The organism is Aliivibrio sp. EL58, assembly GCF_900312675.1.
In the GTDB taxonomy this organism is placed as follows: domain Bacteria; phylum Pseudomonadota; class Gammaproteobacteria; order Enterobacterales; family Vibrionaceae; genus Aliivibrio.
Map to the genome: position 1 here is coordinate 1,327,980 of NZ_OMPC01000009.1, position 25,609 is coordinate 1,353,588.

21 protein-coding genes, 2 tRNA genes and 2 rRNA genes are annotated in these 25,609 nt (G+C 39.3%); 7 read left to right on the forward strand and 18 right to left on the reverse strand.

The window, feature by feature from the left end:
- Positions 1-19: 19 nt before the first annotated feature.
- The 3 genes from tcdA to ED622_RS17025 form a co-directional block, all read right to left on the reverse strand.
- On the reverse strand, positions 20-829 hold the full coding sequence (gene tcdA / locus ED622_RS17015) for a tRNA cyclic N6-threonylcarbamoyladenosine(37) synthase TcdA (RefSeq protein ID WP_122036055.1): 810 nt from the start codon (positions 827-829) through the stop codon (positions 20-22).
- A 77-nt stretch (positions 830-906) separates the two neighbouring features.
- Positions 907-2,007, reverse strand: a complete 1,101-nt coding sequence (gene mltA / locus ED622_RS17020; RefSeq protein ID WP_122036058.1) for a murein transglycosylase A — start codon at positions 2,005-2,007, stop codon at positions 907-909.
- 174 nt (positions 2,008-2,181) lie between these two features.
- Positions 2,182-2,565 carry a DUF2850 domain-containing protein gene (locus ED622_RS17025; RefSeq protein WP_122036060.1) on the reverse strand — a complete coding sequence of 128 codons (384 nt, stop codon included), beginning with the start codon at positions 2,563-2,565 and terminating at the stop codon, positions 2,182-2,184.
- A gap of 153 nt (positions 2,566-2,718) precedes the next feature.
- Between ED622_RS17025 and argA the strand changes: the two genes are divergently transcribed.
- A complete protein-coding gene (gene argA, locus ED622_RS17030) occupies positions 2,719-4,059 on the forward strand; it encodes an amino-acid N-acetyltransferase (protein WP_122036062.1) in 1,341 nt (446 codons plus the stop codon).
- Positions 4,060-4,219: 160 nt separating this feature from the next.
- Here the strand turns inward: argA and ED622_RS17035 are convergent, their stop codons facing one another.
- The 5 genes from ED622_RS17035 to ED622_RS17055 form a co-directional block, all read right to left on the reverse strand.
- Positions 4,220-4,552: a multidrug efflux SMR transporter gene (locus ED622_RS17035; protein WP_371413447.1), complete on the reverse strand. Its 333-nt coding sequence runs from the start codon at positions 4,550-4,552 to the stop codon at positions 4,220-4,222.
- Positions 4,553-4,780: 228 nt separating this feature from the next.
- A complete protein-coding gene (gene recD, locus ED622_RS17040; RefSeq protein WP_122036066.1) occupies positions 4,781-6,799 on the reverse strand; it encodes an exodeoxyribonuclease V subunit alpha in 2,019 nt (672 codons plus the stop codon).
- Positions 6,792-10,418 carry an exodeoxyribonuclease V subunit beta gene (gene recB / locus ED622_RS17045; RefSeq protein WP_122036068.1) on the reverse strand — a complete coding sequence of 1,209 codons (3,627 nt, stop codon included), beginning with the start codon at positions 10,416-10,418 and terminating at the stop codon, positions 6,792-6,794. The genes recD and recB overlap by 8 nt, the downstream gene beginning before the upstream one ends.
- Before the next feature lie 299 nt (positions 10,419-10,717).
- Positions 10,718-14,137 carry an exodeoxyribonuclease V subunit gamma gene (recC, locus tag ED622_RS17050; RefSeq protein WP_122036070.1) on the reverse strand — a complete coding sequence of 1,140 codons (3,420 nt, stop codon included), beginning with the start codon at positions 14,135-14,137 and terminating at the stop codon, positions 10,718-10,720.
- Between the two features lie 81 nt (positions 14,138-14,218).
- Positions 14,219-15,208 carry a TDT family transporter gene (locus tag ED622_RS17055; protein ID WP_122036072.1) on the reverse strand — a complete coding sequence of 330 codons (990 nt, stop codon included), beginning with the start codon at positions 15,206-15,208 and terminating at the stop codon, positions 14,219-14,221.
- A gap of 133 nt (positions 15,209-15,341) precedes the next feature.
- Between ED622_RS17055 and ED622_RS17060 the strand changes: the two genes are divergently transcribed.
- On the forward strand, positions 15,342-16,220 hold the full coding sequence (locus tag ED622_RS17060) for a LysR family transcriptional regulator (RefSeq protein WP_122036074.1): 879 nt from the start codon (positions 15,342-15,344) through the stop codon (positions 16,218-16,220).
- 29 nt (positions 16,221-16,249) lie between these two features.
- Here ED622_RS17060 and ED622_RS17065 read toward each other — a convergent pair whose 3' ends face one another.
- A complete protein-coding gene (locus ED622_RS17065) occupies positions 16,250-16,885 on the reverse strand; it encodes an alternative oxidase (protein WP_122036076.1) in 636 nt (211 codons plus the stop codon).
- Between the two features lie 190 nt (positions 16,886-17,075).
- Between ED622_RS17065 and ED622_RS17070 the strand changes: the two genes are divergently transcribed.
- The 3 genes from ED622_RS17070 to ED622_RS17080 all read left to right on the forward strand — a co-directional run bounded on the left by ED622_RS17070 (position 17,076) and on the right by ED622_RS17080 (position 18,919).
- Entirely contained in the window at positions 17,076-17,366 is a 291-nt protein-coding gene (locus ED622_RS17070; RefSeq protein WP_122036079.1) for a YebG family protein, read from the forward strand.
- 220 nt (positions 17,367-17,586) lie between these two features.
- Entirely contained in the window at positions 17,587-18,618 is a 1,032-nt protein-coding gene (gene dapD / locus ED622_RS17075; protein WP_045101343.1) for a 2,3,4,5-tetrahydropyridine-2,6-dicarboxylate N-succinyltransferase, read from the forward strand.
- Between the two features lie 112 nt (positions 18,619-18,730).
- The gene (locus ED622_RS17080; RefSeq protein ID WP_045101342.1) at positions 18,731-18,919 is read left to right on the forward strand and encodes a YqaE/Pmp3 family membrane protein; all 189 of its coding nucleotides are present in this window, start codon (positions 18,731-18,733) and stop codon (positions 18,917-18,919) included.
- Between the two features lie 27 nt (positions 18,920-18,946).
- Here the strand turns inward: ED622_RS17080 and ED622_RS17085 are convergent, their stop codons facing one another.
- Entirely contained in the window at positions 18,947-19,939 is a 993-nt protein-coding gene (locus tag ED622_RS17085) for a LysR family transcriptional regulator (protein WP_122036081.1), read from the reverse strand.
- A gap of 50 nt (positions 19,940-19,989) precedes the next feature.
- On the opposite strand from ED622_RS17085, the gene chrA reads away from it, so the two are divergent.
- Positions 19,990-21,141: a chromate efflux transporter gene (gene chrA / locus ED622_RS17090; protein ID WP_122036171.1), complete on the forward strand. Its 1,152-nt coding sequence runs from the start codon at positions 19,990-19,992 to the stop codon at positions 21,139-21,141.
- Between the two features lie 30 nt (positions 21,142-21,171).
- Here the strand turns inward: chrA and ED622_RS17095 are convergent, their stop codons facing one another.
- From ED622_RS17095 to ED622_RS17110, 4 genes are read right to left on the reverse strand one after another with little or no spacing between them, the layout of a single operon-like run.
- The gene (locus ED622_RS17095) at positions 21,172-21,597 is read right to left on the reverse strand and encodes a prepilin-type N-terminal cleavage/methylation domain-containing protein (RefSeq protein ID WP_122036083.1); all 426 of its coding nucleotides are present in this window, start codon (positions 21,595-21,597) and stop codon (positions 21,172-21,174) included.
- Entirely contained in the window at positions 21,587-22,852 is a 1,266-nt protein-coding gene (locus ED622_RS17100) for a hypothetical protein (RefSeq protein WP_122036085.1), read from the reverse strand. Before ED622_RS17100 ends, ED622_RS17095 begins: the two co-directional genes overlap by 11 nt.
- Positions 22,849-23,445 (reverse strand): PilW family protein, encoded by a 597-nt coding sequence (locus ED622_RS17105; protein ID WP_122036087.1) that lies wholly within the window; start codon positions 23,443-23,445, stop codon positions 22,849-22,851. Before ED622_RS17105 ends, ED622_RS17100 begins: the two co-directional genes overlap by 4 nt.
- Positions 23,426-23,926, reverse strand: a complete 501-nt coding sequence (locus ED622_RS17110; protein WP_122036089.1) for a prepilin-type N-terminal cleavage/methylation domain-containing protein — start codon at positions 23,924-23,926, stop codon at positions 23,426-23,428. The genes ED622_RS17105 and ED622_RS17110 overlap by 20 nt, the downstream gene beginning before the upstream one ends.
- Before the next feature lie 102 nt (positions 23,927-24,028).
- Between ED622_RS17110 and ED622_RS17115 the strand changes: the two genes are divergently transcribed.
- Positions 24,029-24,502 (forward strand): type IV pilin protein, encoded by a 474-nt coding sequence (locus ED622_RS17115; protein WP_122036090.1) that lies wholly within the window; start codon positions 24,029-24,031, stop codon positions 24,500-24,502.
- Positions 24,503-24,602: 100 nt separating this feature from the next.
- Here ED622_RS17115 and ED622_RS17120 read toward each other — a convergent pair.
- The 4 genes from ED622_RS17120 to ED622_RS17135 form a co-directional block, all read right to left on the reverse strand.
- Positions 24,603-24,679, reverse strand: a tRNA-Trp gene (locus tag ED622_RS17120).
- 32 nt (positions 24,680-24,711) lie between these two features.
- A tRNA-Asp gene (locus tag ED622_RS17125) sits at positions 24,712-24,788 on the reverse strand.
- A gap of 92 nt (positions 24,789-24,880) precedes the next feature.
- Positions 24,881-24,996 (reverse strand): 5S ribosomal RNA (gene rrf / locus ED622_RS17130).
- Positions 24,997-25,104: 108 nt separating this feature from the next.
- Positions 25,105-25,609 (reverse strand): 23S ribosomal RNA (locus ED622_RS17135); the annotation flags it as partial.

Genomic DNA, 25,609 nt, shown 5'->3' on the forward strand with positions numbered 1-25,609 from the left:
CCGTCCTGAATCCTAGTCCCTATTTACCGTGCTTTTCAATCAACTTCTCTACAATTCTCGACACCGCAACAAAACCAAAGGTCGCAGTTACCACCGTAGCTGCACCAAAACCACTCGCACAATCCATACGTTTTGGGCCGTCAGCAGTTGCTTTAGTCGCACATACAGAGCCATCCGCTTGTGGGTATTTCAAATGCTCTGTTGAGTAGACACAATCAATGCCAAATTTACGCTTTGGATTTTTCGTAAAATTATGATGACGACGCAAAGTGTCACGCAATTTTTTCGCTAATGGGTCTTGAATTGTTTTGGTTAAATCAGTGATTTGAATTTGAGTCGGATCGGTTTGACCACCCGCCCCACCCGTCGTGATCACTTTAATCTTATTACTCTTACAATAAGCCAGTAATGCCGCTTTAGGTTTCATGCTATCGATAGCATCAAGCACGTAATCAAACTCTTTAGAAATGTATTCAGCTTGGTTTTCAGGCGTAATAAAGTCATCAATTAAGTTAATCTTACATTCAGGATTGATTAATTTAATACGTTCAGCCATTACTTCAATTTTACTTTGACCAATAGTACCTGTCATTGCATGAATTTGACGATTAATATTAGTGACGCATACATCATCCATATCAATCAAGGTAATCTCACCAAGGCCAGTACGAACTAACGCTTCAACAGCCCAAGAGCCTACACCACCAATACCTACAACACATACATGTGCAGCACGCATAATTTCTACTTCACTATTACCATACAAACGGCGAGTGCCACCAAAACGTTGGTCATAACTTTCAGAAGCAGGAGTGGTTAATTCGCGCATGGGGTTACCTTACTCAAAAACAAAAAAGAGCACGATTTATACGCACTCTTTTTTAGAAGATCAAGGTTCAATGTCGATTATTTCTTTTTCGGCATTACCCACGGGTTTTCTGTTTCCGTATCGATTAAGCCTAATTTCCAAACACGACCAAAATGTTTAAAGTGACCCGCAGCAATACCCGCCTCAGATCCCATTCCATAATACTGATCTAAATGATTTTCTTTTACTGCTCCACCGGTGTCTAATGCCAATAATACTTTCAACACATGCTTACCTGTCCACTTACCGTCTTTATCTAATTGAGGTACCTCTGCAAGTATAGGGGTTCCCATAGGCAATAAAGTACGATCCGCCGCAACCGCCGCGCCAGCAAGTAAAGGGATCCCAGCCGTACCTAGTACATGGTGAGCGTCTCGTGGAGAGAAAAACACATAAGATGGGTTGGTTTCTAACAGCTCACGAACCGTCGCTTCATCATTTTTAGCAACCCACTCTTTAATTGCTTTAAGTGACATATCTTTACGTTCAACTTCGCCACGCTCAATCAATACCTTACCAATACTTACGTAAGGGTGATTATTTTTACCACCGTAGGCAAAATACTGAAGCTTGTCATCATCACCAAAATGAATAAAGCCACTACCCTGAACTTCCATAATAAATGGGTCAATCATATTGTCAGAGTAACCAAGCTCTAAACCTAAACCAGATAATGCACCTGCATTAATTTCTGCTCGTGTTGGGCAATCTGAACCACAATCAGGTTTATCATAAACTGGATATTTAAACGTTTCATTTGGCGTGTGACGCATTTCAATCACAGGAGAAAAGTAACCAGTGAACATTACATTCCCCTGCTTGTCACCGCCGCCCATTTGAGCAAATTGAATACCATAGGTTGAAAGCTCTGCTGGATTAGAGCTCTCATCGATCCATTTTTGCAATTGAACGTACAGTTCTTCATAACGTAATGACATCGACTCAGAACGCTTAATAACTTCTGCACTTTGTTTTTTAAAGGCACTAAAATCAGAAGGCTTATCCGATTCAATCTCATTAACTTCGTTTAAGTTATTACTGAATCCACCATCAAGATATTGCTGAGCGCGATCCGTAGGACGATCAGCACAACCACCTAGAGCAAGAAGAACACATACAAGAGAAAATTTACGAAACACAATAAAGCCTTATTGATAAATAGTGCGAGAAGAATGACAAACAAATAGAGGGAGAGCAATTCCTTACACTGCAATAAATGTAAGAAAAGGAGAATTTTAACAAAACTTGACACAAACTTGTGGGGAATTATCCAAGTAAGTCACTGCAAAGTACTTACTTGGAAGGTATAACGATTATTGTTTACGGAAGCTGGATTTATAATGCGTAGGTTTAGTTCGAAGCAATTGCGCACCATCATTATCTTCAACCATATAGATGTATGTTGTTCCACCATGCTTATAGCTTAATTGACTACCATCAAAATCAAACTTAGTACTAATTAGACGCCCATGAGTATAAATTCCACCAGCACTGATAGTAAAACTGTCTCGAGCATAACTTGGGACTCCTTGCTCAACCCAGTTACCATACAATTGAGACGCAGGCATTTGTGCAAAAACACCCGCTCTAAACATTGCCGCAAGTATCGAAGCAACTAAACCCACAGCAACAAAACCAATTAATAGCATTAATCGGATTTTTCTTTTTCTCAACTCTTTTTCTTGAGCTTGACTCATTGTAATGCCTAATAAAACCAACAGATATATAAGCATATCGGCAAATAATAGAAATATTAAGAAAAACTTATGTGACCTTGTACTAAACACTTGTAGATAAGTAAATAAATAGTCATTATAACAACATAAAAAATCACTCATGGATGAAGTATAGTGAAATTTCGTAGCACAGCGCTAGTTAAAGGCTTTCGTCAATCAGCTCCTTATGTAAATGCTCACCGCGATAAAACCGTTGTGATTATGCTTGGTGGCGAAGCCATTGCTAATCCTAACTTTGCTAACATCGTTAATGATATCGCGCTTTTAAATTCACTCGGTTTACGTATTGTCATTGTTTACGGTACTCGCCCTCAAATGCGTGAACAACTTAAGTCAACTGCTCATCATGCGCCTTTCCACAAAGGAATAAGAATTACTGATGAGCAAACCTTAGAGCTCGTCAAACAAGTAGCAGGTCAGCTTCAGCTCGATATTACCGCCCGCTTATCGATGAGTTTAAACAATACACCGATGGCTGGTGCACAAATTAATGTCATTAGTGGCAACTTTATTATTGCTCAACCTCTTGGTGTTGATGATGGTGTCGATTACTGTCACAGCGGTCGTGTACGTCGTATCGATACTAACGGTATAAATAGAATGCTCGACCAACAATCTATCGTTCTACTTGGCCCTGTTGCTAGCTCCGTTACTGGTGAGTGTTTTAACTTACTTTCAGAAGATGTCGCAACACAACTTGCTATTCGTCTGAACGCAGACAAACTCATTGGATTTTGTTCTGAGCAAGGCGTTTTGAATGAAAATGGGCAAATTTTAGCAGAGCTATTTCCAAGTGAAGCAGAAGTTATTCTTAAACGATTAGAAGAGAACATAGATCTAAATGATGGTAATTCAACCGGAACCATTCGATTTTTAAAAGGCTCAATCACTGCATGTAAAGCGGGTGTTCCTCGTAGCCATTTGATCAGTTACAAAGAAGATGGCGCATTAATCCAAGAGCTATTTTCTTTTGATGGTATTGGAACTCAAGTTGTTATGGCGAGCTCAGAGCAAATTCGTGATGCTGAGATTGATGATATCGGTGGCATTATGGATTTAATCCATCCATTAGAAGAAGAAGGTATTTTAGTTCGTCGATCTCGAGAACAATTAGAGCAAGAGATTGCCCAATTTACGATTATAGAAAAAGATGGGTTAGTGATTGCTTGCGCTGCTTTATATCCTTTTCCTGAAGACGGAATGGCAGAGATGGGTTGCGTTGCCGTTCATCCAGATTATAGAGATGGTGACCGCGGAGTTACCTTACTTACCCGTTTACGCACTAAAGCAAAACAGTTCAAATTATCACAACTATTTGTTCTGACCACTCGCAGTCTCCACTGGTTTAGAGAGCAAGGCTTCGTTGAAGTTGATGTTTCACACTTACCAATGACAAAGCAGAAACTGTACAACTTTCAGCGTAAATCGAAAATTTTAGTATTAAAGACTCAATAATAAATAAAGGCCGCAATGGAGTGATTCCGTTGCGGCCTTTATTATAAAAATGAGTAATACCATTCTGGATAAATAGTTGTTCAGATAATTGCGTAGGAAAAATCGATTTTAACAAGCAAGAATGATCAAATACTTATGTAGATTGGTATCAGCTTAAACTCTAGTGACCAGCAGTGTTAGAAAATAAATTAACAACGAGTACACCAGATAGAATAAGGGCTATTCCCGCTACTGCAGGTAAATCTAGTTTTTGCCCATACGCAAAGTATCCAATACCCGCCACTAGCACAATTCCAGCACCACTCCATATTGCGTAAACAATTCCTACAGGCATGGTTTTTACTGTTACTGAAAGTAAAAAGAAAGCAATCGCATAACCCACAGCGACAATTATACTTGGAGATAGCTTAGTAAATTGCTCTGTTTTAGGAATATAAGAGGTTGCTATTACTTCTGAAATAATCGCAATGATAAGCGCCATCGCAGGCGGCATTGAAACAAGTAACTTAAACATATAAGTGAACGCCTTAGACCCAATGTAATCAATCATCTAATTTATAACATTGGAATAAAAACAGAATATCCGGCATTCCTTCCGAATTTTAGAGGCGCAATTATAGGCATTTATTCAAGATTTACTAGAGGTGCTGACGAAAATCACTATTACGTATATGAAATAATACAGTGACTACTATTTCCTTTACTAGCCACTGTTATTGCTCTAACTCATCAACGACGTTAAGCCACTATTCCTCTGAGTTTTAATCATCACCCCTCGAGCCACCACTTTTTCTGTTGCGAACAGATCGAGTTTTTTCTTTGCTCGAGTCACACCAGTATAAATTAACTCTCGGGTTAAAATTGGGCTGAACTCAGCAGGTAATGCCAAGACAGTATGTTCAAATTCAGAGCCCTGAGATTTATGGATCGTCATGGCATAAACGGTTTCATGCTCAGGTAACTGGCTTGGTAACACACCACGAATTGAACCGTCTGGCATATCAAAATAAACACGTAAACGTTGATCAACAGGGTCTGGCATTGCGATACCAATATCACCGTTATACAAACCAACGCCATAATCATTTTGTGTGACCATGACAGGACGACCTGAATACCAAATTTCATCACCATGAGGAATTAAATCGGATTTCTTCAGCGCTTTCTCAATACGTTGATTTAAACCAACAACGCCGAAATCCCCTTCTCGCATTGCACATAATAATTGAATTTGGTTAAAGGCTTTCAATGCAACTTCTGGTTTATCACCTGCGTGAATATGACCTAAATAACTACGGTAACCATTAACCATCATGGTGATCATTGCGTTATAGCTATCATTACTTAAATCATGAAAACGAATGTCTGAGAACCCTTTGGCCCATACAGCTTCTACTTTAAATTTACTGCCTTCATTAATGGCTTTGGCAAGTTGCCCAATACCTGAACGCGCATCAAAACGGTAGCTCTTTTGCAGCATACATAGGCTATCTGCAACCGCGTTATTATGCGACTGTGCCGGTAGATTAAAGCCTGTTAATTGAGATAATTGTTGGGCTTGATTCTGACTGTAACCCATTTTGGTAAACTGACAGATATCACCTAACACCGCTCCCGCTTCAACCGAAGCAAGCTGATCTTTATCGCCCAATAAAATGACGCGAGCATGCTCTGGTACCGCATCGAGTAGTCGTGCCATCATAGGCAAATCGACCATAGACGCTTCATCCACCACCAATACATCAAGGTGTAATGGATTGGCTTTGTTATGACGAAAATCCACTTGATTGGGAATATAGCCAAGTAAGCGATGCAGTGTACTCGCATCAGTTGGGATCGCTTCTTTCACTTCAGGTGCTAAACCAATGGATTGTACCGCCTGACCAATGGACTCGGTCAAACGCGCCGCGGCTTTACCGGTTGGAGCAACCAGTTTAATCGCTATGCTTTTATTATCCTGCTGAGCTTGTGTCACTAAGGAGGCCAAAAGCTTGGTTACTGTGGTTGTTTTACCCGTTCCTGGACCACCAGAAATAACAGAGAATCGACGAGTTAACGCCACAGCTGCTGCTACTTTTTGCCAATTAACACAGTGGTTATTTGGAATTAATTGATCTAACGTTTCTAATTCAGAAGATTTAGTCGCCGCTAACAGAATTGCATCAATTGCCTGCCAATCCAGATCATCAGACTGAACAACATCAAGCATATCGCACACTAATTGTTGGCGAGAAACTTGGTTATTATTCTCTAACTTTTTCAATGCTGAAAATAAGAAATGATACTGACGGGCAAATAGCTCATCCAACGTATTCGATAACTGAAGGTTTACCGCAACACTTTGCGCCGCTTTAGTAATACGATTAGATACTCGTTGTTCAAATGCCCAGTAACGTTGTAAATACAAACGAGCACCATCAAAGGCTAAAGGCTTTGCTTCTGTACCATTTGATACTGTAGAAGCATTGGTTAACTCAGAAATCCAGCTACTTTTTTCTGGAACTAATTCTAATAGCGCATCACGATATTTCGCAGGTAAGGTAAAAAGGTCGCCCTGTTCTATCTGCTCAATATCAATACAGACGTGACCTTTTCCTAACTCATGACTTGTAATCGCAGACAACAGCATGATGAGATTTTTATCGCTATTTTTTTCTTGTTGAGCGATAAATTTAGCAAATTGAAGATCCAATGGGCGAAGTACACCATGAGCCATTAAGTGTTGTAATTGCTTAAGCATCGATTGTTTCTCCATCTACCAATTTCTCTAACTCTTCTAACAATACTTTGCTCGGTTTTGAATAAAATACGCCATTAGCGTTGGCATCATACCCCTCGTGAGTCTCTTCAACACCGCGCAAGAAAATATAATACGCACCACCAAAATGCGTATCGTAGTCATAATCGGCAATGCGACTTTTCAAGAATCGATGAAGCGCTAAAGCATATAATTGGTATTGGAAGTCATAACGGTGATCTCGCATCGCCTCAACTAAGGCTTCTCCACCGTAACATTCTGGGGAGTCTCCCAGATGATTTGATTTCCAATCGAGAACGTAATATTTACCTTCATGCTCAAACACTAAATCGATAAAACCTTTTAGCATGCCGCTAACCGTAGAGAAACCAAGATCCCCTGCTCGTGCTGAAACTTCATCATGTTTCGCGATAGTTTTATTAACCAAGCTTGAGTTCAATAACGTGATAGGAAGTAAAAACTCCATTTCGACCAAGCGTTGAGTTGGGCCTTTATTTGATAAACATAAATCTTGGCCATCCAACGGGCAATCTAACACTCGCTGCATCATGGTTTGAACGACCTCTAACCATTCAACATCGTAATTTTCTTTCTCTAGAAGCTTAATAATTATTTGTGTATTTTCTTCGCTGTTAATGGGTTGAGTAAATTCAACCTCTTCAAATAATGAGTGTAAAAACGTACCCGCTCTGGCACCGCGAGGGAAAGTAAAGATGGTGCGCTCTGGCTCTAAATCTAACTCTTTCTCGTCTTTATCTTCAGCTGAATCGATATCCAAATTAATGAGTTCTAACGAGGCATCATTATGATGATTACCTTGTTTTACCAAGCCTGAATAACTGGTCATCCACCAATTACTCTTAACGGGTTCAATTAATTTACTGGCATGTAACTCACTATGATCATCCTGAGTTTCTTGGTATAACTCGTCGGTTACCGTTTGAGGTGATTGGATCACCATAGGCGAATTGCCTGCAATCAGCTTTTCAAGACACGCTTGTAGCTCTTCAACATTACATTCATCCGCCTGTTGAATTAGATACCCTAAGCCCGATAGATGAACACCTGTTGGTGGCTTTTTCGAGATGCCTTTCGTGATTGGCGCCATGCCGATATAACAGGCATAAACCGCACGAGTCAGTGCTACATAAATCAAACGTAAATCTTCGGCTAAACGCTCTTTCTCTGCTTTTTCGACAGAATCATCTTCTTTTAATAAATCCAATACTGAGTAACGGTTATCTTCATCATAAAAACTGACTTCACCTTTTTTATCTATCGCACGATAAGAACAAACAAACGGTAAAAATACCAAGTCATATTCCAACCCTTTTGATTTATGGATCGTAACAATTTGCACCAGGTTACGCTCTGATTCTAAGCGTACCGTCTGCTCTTCTGAATCACCATTAGGCTCTGAAATAGCCTCAGATAACCAACGCAATAAACCATAATCACTGTCTAAGGTTTGACTGGTTTGTTGCAGCAACTCGCCGATATGTAGTAAATCGGTCAGTTGACGTTCACCGCCATTTTCAGCCAATAAGCGCTCAGAGATCCCTTGCTGGGTAATGATTTGATGCAACATAGGCATGATACCGCGCTGTAGCCAATGCTTACGATAGGCGCGAAACTCATTAACTGCTTGCTCCCACTGCATTTCATCGACATTAAATTGATGCAGTTGATCGGCGGTATAAGCAAATAATGACGATGCTAATGCTGAACGCACTGCTCGCGCATCTGTCGGCGTCATGGCCGCTTGCAATAAACGCAATACATCTTTAGCTAATGGAGAAGAAAATACGCTATCACGGTTAGATAAATAGACACTGGCGATACCTTGTTTTGATAAGGCTTCACGAACTAATTTACCTTCTTTACCAGTACGAACTAGAACCGCAATATCACCCGCTTTGATCGCTTGTTTTTTCTCTCCGTTTTGTAAATACGCTGAGCCTTGCTGCGCACCAGTCAAAATAGTTTGAATTTGTGCCGCAGTTGATTCTGCCATAACACGCTGATAACTGGTTTTATTTACCGGATTACCATCTTTACTCTCTTGCAACCAAAAAGTCATCGCGGGCTGAGTTTGGTTCTCTAACGCCCATGATTTTTGCTCGGCATTAACAGGGTTATATTTAACCGGATAAAATGGAATATCGTCATCGTACAAAAAAGGCTGTTTGCCATGTTCAAAAATACGGTTCACTGACGACACCATATCTGCGGTTGAGCGCCAGTTAGTATCCAAGGTGTAATGATCAGCAACTTGGCGGCGAGCTTGAATATAGGTAAAAATATCCGCACCACGGAAAGCATAAATCGCTTGTTTAGGATCGCCGATCATAAATAAACCACACTGTGGCTGATCTTGATAAAGTGTACTAAAAATCGAATATTGCAGAGGATCGGTATCTTGGAATTCATCGATCAAAGCGACTGGATATTGCTCGCGGATTTTTTCTAACAATAAGGCGTTTTCTTTATTTTCTGCAGCTTCAGATAACTGACTTAACAGATCATCAAACGATAACCAATTTTTTTGCTCTTTCGCCTGCTGTAAGGTTTTACGGCATTGATGGATAGCCAGTGATAACAGCGGCTGTTTGATTTCTAATGGCTGAGCCAGAAAATCATCAATGAGTTTAAATACTGCATGCTCTGGCGCTTCACCTTTTTTGGTTTTTTCAATTAATAATTCTTGAGAAAACTTTTCTAACTTATCGTGTACTTGCAATGAGGTTGTTGGGTTATTGGCCCACGATGACACTTGCTCTAACCAATTTGGTAAATTCTTTTTAGTGTAGCTGCGTTTATCTACACCTGAACCTGAAATTAGCGCTTCAAAATCGACACTATGTTCTGACCACTGTTTTTTTAATTCATCAATACGAGCAATGCCTTGCTGGCAAAATTCTTCTAATGAACTCTCAAGTGGCTCAACGGTTAAATGCTTTGGGACACCAGTAAGACTATTGCCCATATCACCTAATAAAGCAGATGGACTTGACCAACAATCATAAACACTTTCAGCCACCATTTTTGGTAGATGATAAAAACTGCGACGCCAAAAATCCGCAGCCACTTGATGCATTAATTTGGCTTGGTCGGTAACAAACTCACTCTCAAATTGCGCACCAGATTCAAAGGCATTCTGGGTTAGCATTCGCTGACAAAAGCCATGAATGGTGAAGATTGAGGCTTCATCCATGCTGCGTTCAGCATTCAAAAGGATCTGCGCTGCTGACTTATGATCACCAATAGATGCCAACAGTGGATCAATAACCGGATCACCACTCTTATAACCATTGTTATGCACAGCACGAGCAAAGGCTAAACGAGCATCATGAATTTTTGCTCGAATACGCTCTCTCAACTCAGCCGTTGCTGCTTCAGTAAAGGTAACTACCAGTATTCTATCTACGGTTAACTCTTCACTATGACGGCTATTTTCTTCGCCATGGCCAAGTAATAAACGTAAATATAAACTGGCAATAGTAAAGGTTTTACCGGTACCGGCTGAAGCTTCAATTAAACGTGTTCCATGTAAAGGAAACGTCATTGCATTCAATTGATTTGGAGCTGCGATTGTCGTCATCAAACATCACCGTTTTAAACATCAACATCCTGTTTTTACAAGATATCTGTGTGATCCATATCGTAATTCATTAGGAACAACGATAATAAAATTAATAAAGCTATCAATGTGAGATCTTTCTCACGGTTCACTTTTTATGCTTTGTTACACTCAGCGCCACTTACAAAGAGCTCATTAAACGTGCACTTGTAATCAGGATTCGGTCAACCTCTGACCTGTGGCCGTACAGCGAACGCCCTACACTAAAAATGATTTACTGGCGGCCACCCTACTTCTGACTGATTACCAATTATCATCACTTATAACTTTTCTTTTTCGCTATGCAATAACGCATCGTGTAATACCGTTTTTGCATTATCAAAAATTGCCTGACCAAACTCATCATTCCATTCCGGCCACATACGCATTACGTAGTCATTACTGTTCTCGCCGGCAAAGCGAGTACCGTTGTATTCATCAGCCATTTTTTTCAGTGCTTTTTGATGCGTTTCTTCGTCATCATTCCATACCCCTTTTTTATCAACGTGCGCTTCAAGTCCTGCTAATGCGGCTTTTGGTAAGTAAATTAACGGGGCACAGTTACCTGAGATATAAAGAGTTAATATATTTTCTAAATGTTGATACGCTTTTTCTGCATCAATAGCTTCAAAGTGATAAATCGCATCCGTACCAAATAGGTGAGTAAATTGCTGCTGGCCCATAGCACATAAACACAGATGATCAATCCAGGTTGCTAAAATTTCATGAGAGCGAATTTTACCGCCACGATAACGTAGCATTCCGGCTTGGTAGCGTTGCTTCAACCAACCTTGCAGTTCCATTTCACCATGAGGGAAAGTAAAGCGTAAACGCACTTCTTGATCGTCTAAAGGTAATGTCGTTAATGGCTGAATATGGGTGACTAAGTCTTTTACCGTGTTCACTTCTTTCTCTGCCGCTATCTCACCAAAGCTACCAATAGGAAGTTTACCTTGCGCTTTTTGTTGCTGATAAAAATCACGACTTATTTGAGAAACTTGGTTAGGATCATCATAGGCCAATAACGCTTCTAGCAACTCTGATTTCATGCCATAACCTGTACGACCATCAATAGAAAATGGTTCATCATCTTCGACTTGACTCTCTACCGTTTCAAAAAATACCTTCAATCCACGGTTAAAGAAATAAGCGACAGGTAAACGCCAAAAACGTTGCAGTTCAGTAAGCTCTAGCTCTTTTGTTTCAGGGGCGTATATCAATGGTTCTGTCTGAAATTGTGGCGCTGCTTGGCCTTCTAATTTTGCGGTAGGTAACCATTCACTGGCATAACTGGTGTTATTACCAATGAAACTCTGTTGGCTGTAAGGAACCAAAGGATGCTCTATGATTAATTGTGTAACTAACCGTTTTGCTGACTCTTCAGGGTTTAATGATTCATCACCTTCTAAGCAGTAACTTTGCTGACAATACTCAAGTAATTCACTGATTAATACTGATGGTGCTTTCTCTGTGTTATCTCGTATTGAACGACCAATATAACTTAAATAGAAGGCTTTACTAGCCGATTGCAGCGCTTCTAAAAACAGATATCTATCATCATCACGACGTGAGCGGTCACCCGGTTTCATGCGTTTCTGCATTAAATCAAAACCTTCAACAGGCATAGTTCGTGGGTAAGAGCCATCCGTCATCCCAAGCAAACATACCACATCAAATGGAATAGAGCGCATTGGCATTAAGGTACAGAAATTAACTTGTCCGGCTAAGAATCGTTGACTCGCTTTACCGCCAGATAAATTATTTTTTAGATAATTATTAATAATTGGCGCAGAGATTGGTGCATCAAAACCAGCGTCTTCTAAGTTATCTTCTAGCTTTTGCAGTTGATCTCGAATGTTTTTAACGACCAACTCCCCTTCTAACTCTACGTTTAAAAAGTCATCCATTAATTGGTTAATAATGGCTCGCCATGCACTAATGGTTTGCGCTTGGCCTAGGGTGATCTGATAAGTCAAAAGCTGATCAATAAAGTGCGCCAAGTTGCCAGCGATTTCGGCATTCATACCTTGTACTTGTTCGTAACTCGCCATGCCTTCAAATAAACCAGCATCTTGCTCCATGGCATAACCCAGTAACATCCTTTGGATACCAAATAGCCATGAATTTTGATTGTGTTCTGGAAGATCAAAATGGACAGAGGTACTGTTATCTAATCCCCAGCGAATACCGGTTTCTTCAGCCCAGCGTTTTACTATCTCAAATTGCTCAGCTGTAAATTTAAAACGAGACATTACCGCAGGCACTTCAAGCAAACTTAATAGCTCAGAAAGGCCACAGCGGTTCTCAGGTAAAGCCATTAAGCTCATGAAAGCCAATAACACTGGGTTTTCTTGCTCAGCACTTTGGTCTGAAATCGCAAAAGGAATATAACGATCAAAAGCCGCATTACCAAATACCGCTTGAATCGCTGCACTGTAGACATTTATGTCTGCCACCATAACGATAATATCGCGAGGTTTTAATTCTGGATCATTGGCAAACATATCCAATAATTGATCATGCAATACTTCAACTTCTCGCATTGGGCTATGGCATGAATGCAAAAGAATCGAGCGATCATTAGGATCGATTAATTGTTTATGCTGACTGTTATCAAGCACATCATCACGACTGCGCTCTTCCAGATTTAAAATATCCGACTGAATGGAGTGCAGCAGATTATCGCTACCAACATCAACAAAAGCATCAATCTCTTGTGCTTCCATTTCAGATAATAGACATAGATTATCTCGACCTAATTTACCCCATGATGCAAGCAGTGAATTACCCACCTCTGAAGTATGTAGTTCATCTTCAAAATTCGCATCAACCGAACCTTTTAATTGTTCGGTATCACCAATTTGCTCACTATGATCATCTAACCACTTAACTTGCAGACGATTACGCGCTTCTAGGCAGGCAAGATACTTTCTGTCTCGAATTTCGCCCCAGTAATAACGGCAAGGATTGGTAAACATTAAATGCACATCAATATGCTGACCTAACGCCGCAAGCGCATCTAAATAACGAGGAGGAAGCGAAGTAATGCCCACCACAAACAAACGCTTAGGCATCCCTTTTGGCAAGGTTCCCGTTTGTAGGTAGTTATCTAACGTTTCGATAAAATGCTCAAACATATTGGCACGATGGTAAGGAGAATGTCCCAAGGCTAAGGTTTGATCATATAAGGCTTGCCATAAAATAGGTTGCCAAGGGTGTTCACCTTCTAATTCAGCGACCTCTTCACCCGCTTCCCACTTTTGGATCCACTCTGGGCGAAATACTAAATATTGATCAAAGATATCGGCAATTTTTGCAGCCAATTGGTAGCACTTAAGTTGGTTTTCATCATTTTCTAAATAGCGCTGTAGAGGTGCAAATTCATCTTGTTTTAATAACTCAGGTAATAGTGTCACTATCTTCCATGTCATGGCTTCTTTGTGAAAAGCACTACGCTTTGGCACATCATCAAGAACCTGAGTAAACAGATCCCAAATAAAAGTAGCAGGAAGTGGAAAAGTAAGGTTAGCCGCAATACCAAGATCTTTGGCAAGCTCAATTTTAAGCCATTGCGACATACCAGGGCTTTGAACTAGGATTTGTTCTTGTTCGAATGGGTTATCTAGAGGGTTAAGACGAATTAACTTAACGACAAGTAATTTAAGAACATCAAGTTGATTTGAATGATAAACAGTAAACACACCCAGCTCGCTTATAAAGAAATGAAAGTCTCTATAGCTTAACGTAACTGGATGTGTTTTAAGAGAAAAAAAGCGTATTAATTAGTGCGCATGTTTAGGGTTTATTAAACGATTTGTAATGCGTGTAATTGGGCGATAATGCGCTAGATAGTGTGCAGCTACATAACTCACCACACAGGTTGCACCAACTAACTCTACAACAGCAAGAGTTCTAACTTGATAAATATAATCTGCTGCAATACCTTGAGATAACATCCAATTAGCCGTTTTAAATAAGGCTGTTGCACTAATAACAATTGGGAAGGTGAATGCTGCATAGCCAGGGCTAAATGGTAATCTCATTAGTTTGATAAAAGCCATGTAAATCACACTGGTCATCAACACTGCAATACCAAATAAAAGCGCAATAATTACAGGGGATGGCGAAGCAGTTACAGTTAGGTAACCGGCTAGCGATAAACTTGCTGGTGCAGCCATAACGGCAATTGTTGGTTTTGCAGCATCAGGCACTTCATGACAAAAAATCAAACGATAGATCATTATTGGTAGCATGATTGCATAGCTAATTAAGCCAAACATCAGTATCCAGTGAGCCACAGGAGCAAGGGTTGGTGCGCCAGAGAAAGAGACGTCTGCTACCACAATGCCAATCGGCGGAACAAACCAACTTGGTACCATATGGTGTAATTCAAAATCTTTTGCTCGATGATAAATAAAAGAGATTAAAAAGATAATATGGATAGCAACGGCCGCAAGCCACAATGCATTACCCGCTGCTGGGGAAAAATGACCGATACTGCTTGAAACTACCATTACACCCATCGCAAATGTTGGAGCTACGCTGCCGACAACAGGGTGAGCAAGTTCACTCCATAATACCGATGGATGTAATAAAAATTTAATCGCTAATACCAGTAATAATACTGAAGCGATTGCTGCTGAGATCCATTGCGCATAACCATTTAGAGGCAATGCATTCTCCCAACACCAACCTAAACTGGCAATCCCAAGAGCTAACCCTGCCATTGGCGTTGGTGCACCTGCTACTTTTTGTTTTGTGTAATTAAGCATGACATTGTTCTCTTTGCTATTTAACGATGAAGCTATTTTACTTCTTGTTTATCATTAATAAAATTTGAATAAATTTAAACTTAGGTTAAGATAAATTAAACGATTGAAATTTTATTTATTAGGACTTCCTGTCATGAGAATTTCACTAAAACAACTGAATGTATTTACTGCTATCGCCCAAGAAAAAACAATGACTAAAGCAGCAGAGCGACTTTTTATCACTAAGCCTGCGGTAAGCCTTTCGCTCTCTGAATTAGAAAAAAACCTTGGCTACAAGGTCTTTGATCGAGTAAATAATCGGTTAGTATTAAATAGTGAAGGCCGCCAACTCCTTCCTTTGGCGGATGAATTACTAGAACGAGCAGAGGCTATCGAGCACCAATTTACGGCGGATAGTCAATTGACGGGTTCATTAAACATTGGCGCTAGTGACACGATTGGTAATCACATTGCACCTGTATTATTAAATAAGTTTCAGCAACAACACCCTTGCGATATCCAACAATTGTTTATTTCTAATACTGCACAAATTATAAATAGATTATTGGAATTTCAATTAGATATAGGCTTAGTTGAAGGTAAAGCGCATCATCCAAAATTAAATATGATTGAATGGCAATCTGACGATATGTATTTAGTGTGCGCCCCTTCTCATCCGTTAGCAACTAAGAATAGAGTTAACCTCGATGATTTAGAGCATTCAACTTGGTTATTACGAGAAGAAGGCTCTGGTAGCCGAGAATATTTTATTAACCATATCGCCGCTAATTTGAGCGATTGGAATGAATCATTACAACTACATACCACTGAAGCGATAATTAACTGTTGCTCACAAAATATGGGGTTAGCGTGTTTATCTCAACTTGCTGCTCAAAATGCGATAAATGATGGTCGCTTGGTTAAACTCCCTTATAACAAAACGCTGGCCAGACAATACTGGTTACTTGTACACAAAGAAAAATACCAAACACCGTTACTGCAATATTTTATGAATTTCATCCAACAAAAATGAGGCAAAACTGCCTCATTTGTAAATAGTATTTAGCGTTGGTGAGCTGGAAGATCGTGAGTTTCGTAAGCATCTGCAAATGAATGGTTACGATCTCGATGCTTTGCTTCGTCATCACGAATTTTCAGAATCACATCACGCAATAATGCATCACTTGGTAAATGGTAATAATCAATTGCTATTTGTGGCGCAGCTTCATTTTCAACCACACCTTCATCAATCTTCGCTAAGTATTCGGTATAACTTTTACATGCCTCTTCTTCAAAATACCCAACGACTCGGTGTGCTATTTTTGATGAAAGCAGATAAATAAAGCTATAAACCACCATAAAAACACCTTGCCCTAATAAAACTAACGTTCGTTCTATCCAACGTGGTTTAGCTATATCTAAAAAGATCATTAAGTGCATTCTTTCATTTTCAGCTTCACTTAATAACTCTCGGATCCATCCTTCATCATCTTTCATTCGACGTAACGCTTTTAAATGATTGAACATACCCGCAACCATACCCGGAACAGCGGCTATTGTTTCTAAAATTACTGCTCTCTTCGCGTACTGTGAACCATAAAAAATATTTAAAAGAAATTTTAAACATTGTGTGATTTTATAAGCAATCCGTTCTGAAGTTTTTGTCGTCGCTTTATGTTTCAATTCAAAATCTGACATAGATGGAGACCTTTATTTTAAAGTTGCATTTAAAATACAGCTTTAAATTTAATTACTCAACTATTTTTTAAGCTAAAAAAATAAATTCTATTTATTAAACGTTAACTCTATCTGACTTTACCCCGCTAAAGTGGACAAAAAAAACTATTTACTGTATAAAACACCAGTTAATTTTAAAGGAGAGACGACCATGGCTGTTATCGTCAAATATGTAGTTGAGCGCAACGGAGAAGAGAAGATGACTTTTACCTCTAAGACTGAAGCCGATGCTTATGACAAAATGCTGGATGTTGCAGATGAACTTTTTACTCTGCTAAATGAAAGTAATTTAATTGAAGATGAAGAGAAGCAAGAAGAGTTGTCTCTTTACCTAGCAAAACATAAAGAAGATGTATTAGTTGCATTAGGAGCAAAACGTAAACCTGCGCCTAAAAAGACAAAGATTGAAGCAGTAAAAGACGAAGAGTCTGACGCCGCTTAATTCAAAAAAGAATACCACTTCAAATACTAATAGCAGCCTAATGAGCTGCTATTTTGTTTTTTAACTTCTACCTATCTATTTCCCCTTTCTTACACATTTTCTTCATTCTTAGTAAATATTTATTACTTTCGCCCTTCTATATCACAGCAACTCTCTTTATGATGTGAAGTAAGATTTATTTTTAAATACTAATATTTATATGGAAATGGAGAATTATTACATGGCTCATTTTGCTCTTGCCTTTGGTACAGCGACAAAAAACCGCGACAATAAAATCATTGAAGCATTTTTCCCACACCCAGTATTAAACCCTTCTGAAGCGCTAGTTAATTCTATTGCTCAAGCAAGTGGTTATGCTGAAGGCAACCAGGCTATCGAAATTTCTTCTGAAGTTTGTACTGAACTTGCTAATGCATTTGCAGCAAACGGTGATGTGGCTAATGCTGCGTTCGCAGAAAAAGCAGTTCAATCTAAACAACCTCTTGTTCTTGTTGTTCTAGCGACTGATGAGCAATCTCAATCTGTTGCTGAAGGTTTCTTAAAGCTTCAACTTATCTCTAACCGTTTAGTTAAACCACATGGCACAGTATTAGACGGCATCTTTGGCCTTCTTCACAATATTGCGTGGACGAACCAAGGTCCTATCGATCTTCCTGAACTTGCAGACCGTCAAATCGAAGCTCGTCTAGCAGGCGAAACTCTGACTGTAGATTGTGTTGATAAATTCCCTAAAATGGTGGATTACGTTGTTCCTACTGGTATCCGCATTGCTGATACTTCACGTGTTCGTTTAGGCGCACATGTAGGTGAAGGCACTACAGTTATGCATGAAGGCTTCATCAACTTTAACGCTGGTACTACTGGCGTGAGCATGGTTGAAGGTCGTATTTCTGCGGGTGTTGTTGTCGGTAATGGCTCTGATATTGGCGGTGGTGCTTCTATCATGGGTACACTTTCTGGTGGCGGTAAGATGGTTATCTCTATTGGTGAGAACTGTCTACTTGGCGCAAATGCTGGTCTTGGTTTCCCAATGGGTGATCGTTGTACGATTGAATCTGGCCTATATGTTACTGCTGGCACAAAAGTAAGCATGCTAGACAACCAAGGTAAAGAAGTTGAAGTAGCGAAAGCTCGTGATCTTGCTGGCAAAACAGACCTTCTGTTCCGTCGCAACTCTATCACTGGTCAAATCGAATGTTTAACTAATAAATCTGCAGTTGAACTAAACAGCGAATTACACAGCAATAACTAATTTTTCGTTGCATGATTTGAGTATATTCATTCTCCATTCATGAAGACCAAGATAATATTATGGCCAGTAACTAAATAGTTACTGGCCATTTTTTATTTATATAGGAAACTCAATGAGACTATTACTTGCTTTATTACTGCCTTGGTTACAGTTTTTTACTATAGGTCGTCCATTTAGCGGCATCATTTGTCTTATCTTACAAATAACCTTAATTGGTTGGATCCCTGCTGCTATTTGGTCGGTTTATGCGCTAAGCCAATATAGAACAGATGAAAAAATTAAAGACGCTTTTGGGCGATAGACATTAAACCCAAATAGTAATCGAACATTAAGTTCGATAAGTATTAACGCTTTTTTCAATGGTTTGAATGAGTAGCTCTTTGAGCCATTGATAGCGTTTATTTTCTTTATTTCTTGTCTGCCAAATTAATTGAATATCAAACTCACCTACATTAATTGGTGGCTCTGAATGCACTAATTTTTCTGAAAAAAGATCAAGCTGAGCCATTAACTCAGGTACTACACAAATTAAATCTCTTTTTTTCATTAAGTGTCTAATAGTTAAAAAATGTTTAGATGCAACGCTAACTGCACGATTCACCCCTAACGCTTTTAACTCTTTATCTACACCAGTTTTTAATGCTCCATCAGGACTCACTAGCGCATGGGGTAAAGAAATGTAATCAGCCAGACTAATTGGTGCTTTAAATTGATGCCTCATGCCATCCCACATGCATACGTGTTTTTCGGTATATAACGTTTGGTATTGAAACTCTTTTTGTTCTGGTTTCATGCTACCAATGATTAAATCAAGCGGCTCTGAATCAAATCTATCTTGGTAATTAGCTTTATCTACCGTGGTGAAACAGAGCTGTGCATTTGGTGCTAATTGATGAATTGCATCAAATATATCAGCGGCAAAAAGAAGCTCTGCGTAATCCGTCATTCCGATTTTAAACGTACCAGTAAATTCACTCACTTCAAATCTATCTACTTTTAAAATATCCCCTGAAATTGTCTGTAATACCTGAGTGATCATTGGATAGAGCTGATTAGCTTTAGCTGTTGGGATCATTTTATGCCCTTGTCGTTCAAACAAAGGATCACGCAACAACTCACGCAAGCGAGAGAGGCTGTGGCTCATCGCCGATTGCCCAACAAATAATTTATTCGCCGCTAATGAAACACTTTTTGTTTCCATTAATGCGCTAAACACGACCAATAAATTAAGATCCACTGCTTTCCAATTAATTTCATTCATAGTTAGTAGTAATTTAATCGATTTGAATAATTGGATAGTAACTCGTAATCTTACTTCCATCAAAACTGAATATCCAAATTTGGATGACACATCAAAAAGCTGAGTACATTATGTTTGAAATATTTAAACGATTTTTTCTTTTAGGTTGGGTTAGCTTCGGTGGGCCAGCTGCTCATATTGGCTATTTCAGAAATGAATTTGTTCAAAAGCGTGGTTGGATAACTGAAGAGGAATACGCTCAACTGATCGCCTTAAGTCAGTTCTTACCAGGGCCAGGTTCAAGCCAAGTGGGTTTTGCTTTGGGTTACCACAGAAAAGGACTCTTTGGTGCTCTACTCGCATCAATTGGTTTTACATTGCCTTCCATTCTTATCATGGTCTTATTAGCAAATATAAGCCATTCATTCTTTGGTAATGACATCTTTGAAGGCATCATTCATGGATTAAAATTATTAGCCGTTGTTGTCGTTGCTGATGCAATTATGGGAATGTATAAGAGTTTTTGTAAGGACAAAATCACCGTACTTTTATGTATTATGACGGCGAGCTTGTTATTAATTCTCCCTTCTATAAGCACTCAATTAATTGCCTTATTAATTGCCGCTATCGTTGGACGAGTTTATCTAAAATCAGAGCAACCTACTGAAGTTAAAAAAGAATCCAAAGGTATTAATTGGATACCGCTAGTTGTCTTTGGGCTTTGCTTCTTTGCTTTACCAGCTATTGTTAATCATTCACCTTTGTTGGTGCTTTTTTCTGATTTTTTCCAAGCTGGTAGTTTAGTCTTTGGCGGTGGTCACGTAGTACTTCCATTACTGCAAAATATTGTTGGTGACCAAATTAGCACTGATAGTTTTTTAACTGGCTATGCTGCTGCACAGGCGGTTCCTGGCCCAATGTTTACCTTTGCTACTTTCTTAGGCTACGAGCTATGGAGTGAGCAACCTGTTCTTGGTGCTTTAATTGCAACGGTAGCTATTTTCTTACCGGGATTTTTATTAGTACTTGGGGTATTTAGTCATTGGCAAGTTCTTGCCCAAAAACCAGCATTAGCAGGGGCAATTACAGGAATTAATGCTGCTGTAGTCGGTTTGCTAATCGCTGCATTGTATGACCCTGTATTTACAAGTGCTGTAGGCTCGGGGCTAGATATGGCATTAGTAATTATTGGTTTTGCATTATTGAAGGTACTTAAACTACCGATTGTAGGTTTGGTGAGTTTCTTTATTGCGATTGGTGCTGCACTGCCATTTATTGCTTAATTACTTGATTAGACTCAGAATACTCTGGGTCTAATCAAACTCACTGTACCGTGATAGCATCGTTTGTAAGACCACCTCTTGAGTTTCACCCCACCTATTCTCCCACTGCGCTTTTACTTGTATCTCTTTTAAACTAACGATACTTACCCCTGAAATAATTGTTGGCAGACTATCAAAAACAGACCAAGTGACATGATACCCATTAATTAATTCTGCTGACTCTTCTGTTGCAATAGAGCTAAATGAAATCGTCCCGCCTTCACCATCTATTGATCGGATTCTAAAATACTCTAACTTTGATTCTGCAGCATATAATGCACCAATACTGGCTGCAGCGTATTCTGACTTTTTATCAATAAATACTTGTAGCTTAATTAAGCCAATGACACCGACAGTAAGTAAAACAAACGAAATAAGAACTTCTAGTAAACTAAAACCTTGCTGCTTAAAAATCATGCCACGATCCCTCTTTCCAGCGCGGTTGAACTAGTTCAGAAATAAGGTTTTGGATAATATCGCTATTATATTTAAAACTAGCACTAGTATAAAAAATGGCTGACTGATCTTGCGTATCAAAAAATTGTCCGCCATTTAATGTAAAGGCGCCATGTTGATAAAACGAAGCGCTAGATAAAAAAGACGATGGGAAAATAGAATTTATAACTCCTCCATGTGGGTATAAGAAGTTGTAAGTATCCGTACCTATCCAATTTGAACCATCTTTAGGTACTTTATAATCATAGTTAAAATGGAAGAGAACCCCTTTCATCTCTTTTGCAATAACACCATTTGGAGCCCCCATAATAGAAAACGATCCATCATGAATCATAATAAAACTGCCATCCGTATGCTTATTCATCGCCTCAGAAAAACCTTGGTATTCCACTGAAGTGATCTCACAACTTCCTTCAACCCAAATAAACTTATTGTTGGCATTTAGTTTATTTATTAATTGCGTACCACAATTGGATAAGCGTTTTCCTGCAGGTGTTTCTCCTCCATATAACACAGTAAATTTACCATTATCTCTGATAGTATTATGCTGACTGGGGTCTATACCAAAAATATCTTTAAATGGAGAGATCGAGACATCTTGTTTGAAATCTGATTTAAGCCCTAGACTTCCCATTGAGGTATTCGTTTTATAGCCAGTGTTACAATCTTTACCTTGGTGATTAAAGTCTCGACTAGATGTAATACTTGTTTTCACACCTTGGTTTACAACACTGCCATTGGCGTCGATCAAATTTTTATATCTCACTGCGATACACTCCCAACCATCGTTACCTAAACGAACAGGATCGGGAACATCTATTGAAATACTGCTATGAAAATACAAATTCGATGATGATTTAATGACGCCATCACCACCAGTTCCTCCTATGATAAAGGTCTTTCTTACTCTCTGAGCATTCTTCACTGATTCAATTTGATAGTTAGTCTCTTTAACGATAGTTAGTGAACTTAAAGATAACGGTTTGCACTCTTCAATATCCCCATGAGGAAGCATCCCTAATGCCGTTACTTTTGCATATACACATTCAATCCCTCCTTCTGCCGCCCAATAGCCCTTTCTCGCTTCAATTTCATTTTGAGCTCGTTTTATTTGATAAAAAATATGCTTATAACTTGCTAAGGAAAGTATTAAAGAAGCCATTAAAATAACACTCGATACAAGTAAGGTAATTGCACCTTGTTGTTTGATTATCATTGCCAGTTCCTCTGCGTAAGCTGAATTTTAGAGGAGTGTTGATGAGAGGTATTTTTAAGCTTTACGGTTGCAGATATAGATAAATAAGCAGAACTCACCGAGCGATTAAGAGAGGTTTGAACAAGTGTAAAATCCGTCATCGTCATAATATCTGTATCTAATAAAGAATAAAAACGAGTACAAAAATTAATATCGGGTATCGATGACAAGTTAGATTTCGTACATATTTTTAATGTGTCAGACGCATATTTTATGCTAATACCTCGCCATTGCTCAGGTAATTCTGACGTTTTATAAACGTAACTTAATTGCTCACCTGAAACGTGTATGACGTTACTTGCTCCAGAAAGCACCGCTGAATAGTGACTACTTCCATTGAAGCCAGCTCGATGGCTCTCTTCTTTTATAAAGCGTAATGCATCATTAAGCTCTTGAATTAATAGAAGGTTCTGACTTCTATCTGCATATAACTTTTGTCCCTTTAAATAGATACTCCCAATAAGCGTTAGCACTATAATCCCGATAGTAGAAGCAACAAGCAATTCAATCAAAGAAATGCCACATTGTTTTTGTCTAGCACTTCTTATAACCATAGTGATCCTCCCCTTCAGAACATATTCTGATCCGCCCCGTAATATGGTGAATTAATAGTTTCAATTTTTTACTTCTATCTTTATAAAGCAAAAAACTGGCTGGCATATGGGGAGTGGCTCTAACAGGGTTTAATACAAGCGATGACATGTTTGAGGAGAGTACTAACTGAGGGTAATTTGTTGAATGTAAATAAGTAATAGAAGAAATTTGAGCTTCAGAAATCGTTGTTAATGAACTGTCCTCAGGGTTAAGAGAGAGTATCCAATCATTCGTTTCCTTTATGTAAAAAATCTTAAGCGCTTTATTTTGCAGTACTGATTCTGACTTTGCTTGAATTAAAAAACCTTCTAGGTCACCTAATAGGCGTTTTATTTTTTGCTGTTCAAGAAGATAAGAAAAACTCGGCACCGCTGACATCAACAAAGTGGCAAGTACAATAATAGTGATAAGTAATTCAAGTAAAGTAAAGCCGCGAGGCATTTCGCAATTTCCTTTGCAACATTCCGATTTGGAATTTTCATCTTGCTAGGAAGAGTAGCACTGTTTAAAACTAGTTATATTATCTTTCAATGAGTTATCGGAATGATTCGAATTTTCAGTATATCAAAAGCACTCAAGTTTCATCATGGCGTGACATTGATCGAATTACTTATCGTTGTTGCAATAATTTCTATTTTGGCAACGGTTGCTTATCCTAGTTACATGGTACACGTATTAAAAAGTCATCGAATGGAAGCTATGTCCGCATTAACCAAGACCCAACTTCATATTGAAAGTTTATATTCAACAAGAGCAGAAGCAACGGCAAAAGATCGATATAAAGCTTTGCTAGAATTAGTTATCAATAAAGAAATAGGTTCTTGTTTAATCGATAATGTGTGTGACATTGATAATAAAAGATACCATTTATCTTATGATCTCACAGGATCAGGGATCAACACCTACATCTTATCAGCCACTCCACAGGGTAATTTAGGACAAGATAAAGACGCTTGTGGGATATTGAACCTTAATGCAGCAGGAGTTGGTTCAGGAGAAGATACACGCTGTTGGTAGTAGAAAGTATATGTTCTTATGGTAGGGGAATAAGCAGCTCTTTTCTCAAATTCCAAACAGTAAGAAGGCTCATATCTTTCGATATGAGCCTTCTTAAGTATGGCAGGGGTGGAGAGATTCGAACTCCCAACACGCGGATTTGGAATCCGCTGCTCTGCCAGTTGGAGCTACACCCCTGTAGTAATTTTAAAGACTTAACTATAAATAAGTGGCGGAGTGGACGGGACTCGAACCCGCGACCCCCGGCGTGACAGGCCGGTATTCTAACCAACTGAACTACCACTCCGCAGTGTCTATTCAGCATAATGCTATTACTTAAATAAAACATATTATGTTTTATTCTGTTTTTATCTTTAAAAAGATAAAAACTAATTTAAAGCCTGGCGATGTCCTACTCTCACATGGGGAAACCCCACACTACCATCGGCGCTATTACGTTTCACTTCTGAGTTCGGCATGGGATCAGGTGGGTCCATAACGCTATGGTCGCCAAGCAAATTCTTTAATTCGGAAAGCTGTTTCTCTATATAAAGAGCTGTTCTTAATCACATTCAATATCGTTCTTGCAACTTCAAATCCGTTCAAAACCCCTTGGGTGTTGTATGGTTAAGCCTCACGGGCAATTAGTACAGGTTAGCTCAATGCCTCGCAGCACTTACACACCCTGCCTATCAACGTCGTAGTCTTCAACAACCCTTTAGGATACTTAAAGTATCAGGGATGACTCATCTCAAGGCTCGCTTCACGCTTAGATGCTTTCAGCGTTTATCGATCCCGAACTTAGCTACCGGGCAATGCTACTGGCGTAACAACCCGAACACCAGAGGTTCGTCCACTCCGGTCCTCTCGTACTAGGAGCAGCCCCTTTCAATCATCCAACGCCCACGGCAGATAGGGACCGAACTGTCTCACGACGTTCTAAACCCAGCTCGCGTACCACTTTAAATGGCGAACAGCCATACCCTTGGGACCGACTTCAGCCCCAGGATGTGATGAGCCGACATCGAGGTGCCAAACACCGCCGTCGATATGAACTCTTGGGCGGTATCAGCCTGTTATCCCCGGAGTACCTTTTATCCGTTGAGCGATGGCCCTTCCATTCAGAAC

What these genes read in the sequence shown, in the direction of transcription:
- ED622_RS17095 (WP_122036083.1), bottom strand. Translation starts at nt 21,597, where the DNA reads ATGATTTTTAAGCAGCAAGGTTTTAGTTTACTAGAAGTTCTTATTTCG.
- tcdA (WP_122036055.1), bottom strand. Translation starts at nt 829, where the DNA reads ATGCGCGAATTAACCACTCCTGCTTCTGAAAGTTATGACCAACGTTTT.
- ED622_RS17065 (WP_122036076.1), bottom strand. Translation starts at nt 16,885, where the DNA reads ATGTCAGATTTTGAATTGAAACATAAAGCGACGACAAAAACTTCAGAA.
- ED622_RS17115 (WP_122036090.1), top strand. Translation starts at nt 24,029, where the DNA reads ATGATTCGAATTTTCAGTATATCAAAAGCACTCAAGTTTCATCATGGC.
- ED622_RS17035 (WP_371413447.1), bottom strand. Translation starts at nt 4,552, where the DNA reads ATGCCGCCTGCGATGGCGCTTATCATTGCGATTATTTCAGAAGTAATA.
- recD (WP_122036066.1), bottom strand. Translation starts at nt 6,799, where the DNA reads ATGCTTAAGCAATTACAACACTTAATGGCTCATGGTGTACTTCGCCCA.
- ED622_RS17060 (WP_122036074.1), top strand. Translation starts at nt 15,342, where the DNA reads ATGAGAATTTCACTAAAACAACTGAATGTATTTACTGCTATCGCCCAA.
- ED622_RS17085 (WP_122036081.1), bottom strand. Translation starts at nt 19,939, where the DNA reads ATGGAAGTAAGATTACGAGTTACTATCCAATTATTCAAATCGATTAAA.
- chrA (WP_122036171.1), top strand. Translation starts at nt 19,990, where the DNA reads ATGTTTGAAATATTTAAACGATTTTTTCTTTTAGGTTGGGTTAGCTTC.
- ED622_RS17070 (WP_122036079.1), top strand. Translation starts at nt 17,076, where the DNA reads ATGGCTGTTATCGTCAAATATGTAGTTGAGCGCAACGGAGAAGAGAAG.
- ED622_RS17100 (WP_122036085.1), bottom strand. Translation starts at nt 22,852, where the DNA reads ATGATAATCAAACAACAAGGTGCAATTACCTTACTTGTATCGAGTGTT.
- ED622_RS17055 (WP_122036072.1), bottom strand. Translation starts at nt 15,208, where the DNA reads ATGCTTAATTACACAAAACAAAAAGTAGCAGGTGCACCAACGCCAATG.
- recB (WP_122036068.1), bottom strand. Translation starts at nt 10,418, where the DNA reads ATGACGACAATCGCAGCTCCAAATCAATTGAATGCAATGACGTTTCCT.
- ED622_RS17110 (WP_122036089.1), bottom strand. Translation starts at nt 23,926, where the DNA reads ATGCCTCGCGGCTTTACTTTACTTGAATTACTTATCACTATTATTGTA.
- ED622_RS17080 (WP_045101342.1), top strand. Translation starts at nt 18,731, where the DNA reads ATGAGACTATTACTTGCTTTATTACTGCCTTGGTTACAGTTTTTTACT.
- ED622_RS17105 (WP_122036087.1), bottom strand. Translation starts at nt 23,445, where the DNA reads ATGGTTATAAGAAGTGCTAGACAAAAACAATGTGGCATTTCTTTGATT.
- ED622_RS17025 (WP_122036060.1), bottom strand. Translation starts at nt 2,565, where the DNA reads ATGAGTCAAGCTCAAGAAAAAGAGTTGAGAAAAAGAAAAATCCGATTA.
- dapD (WP_045101343.1), top strand. Translation starts at nt 17,587, where the DNA reads ATGGCTCATTTTGCTCTTGCCTTTGGTACAGCGACAAAAAACCGCGAC.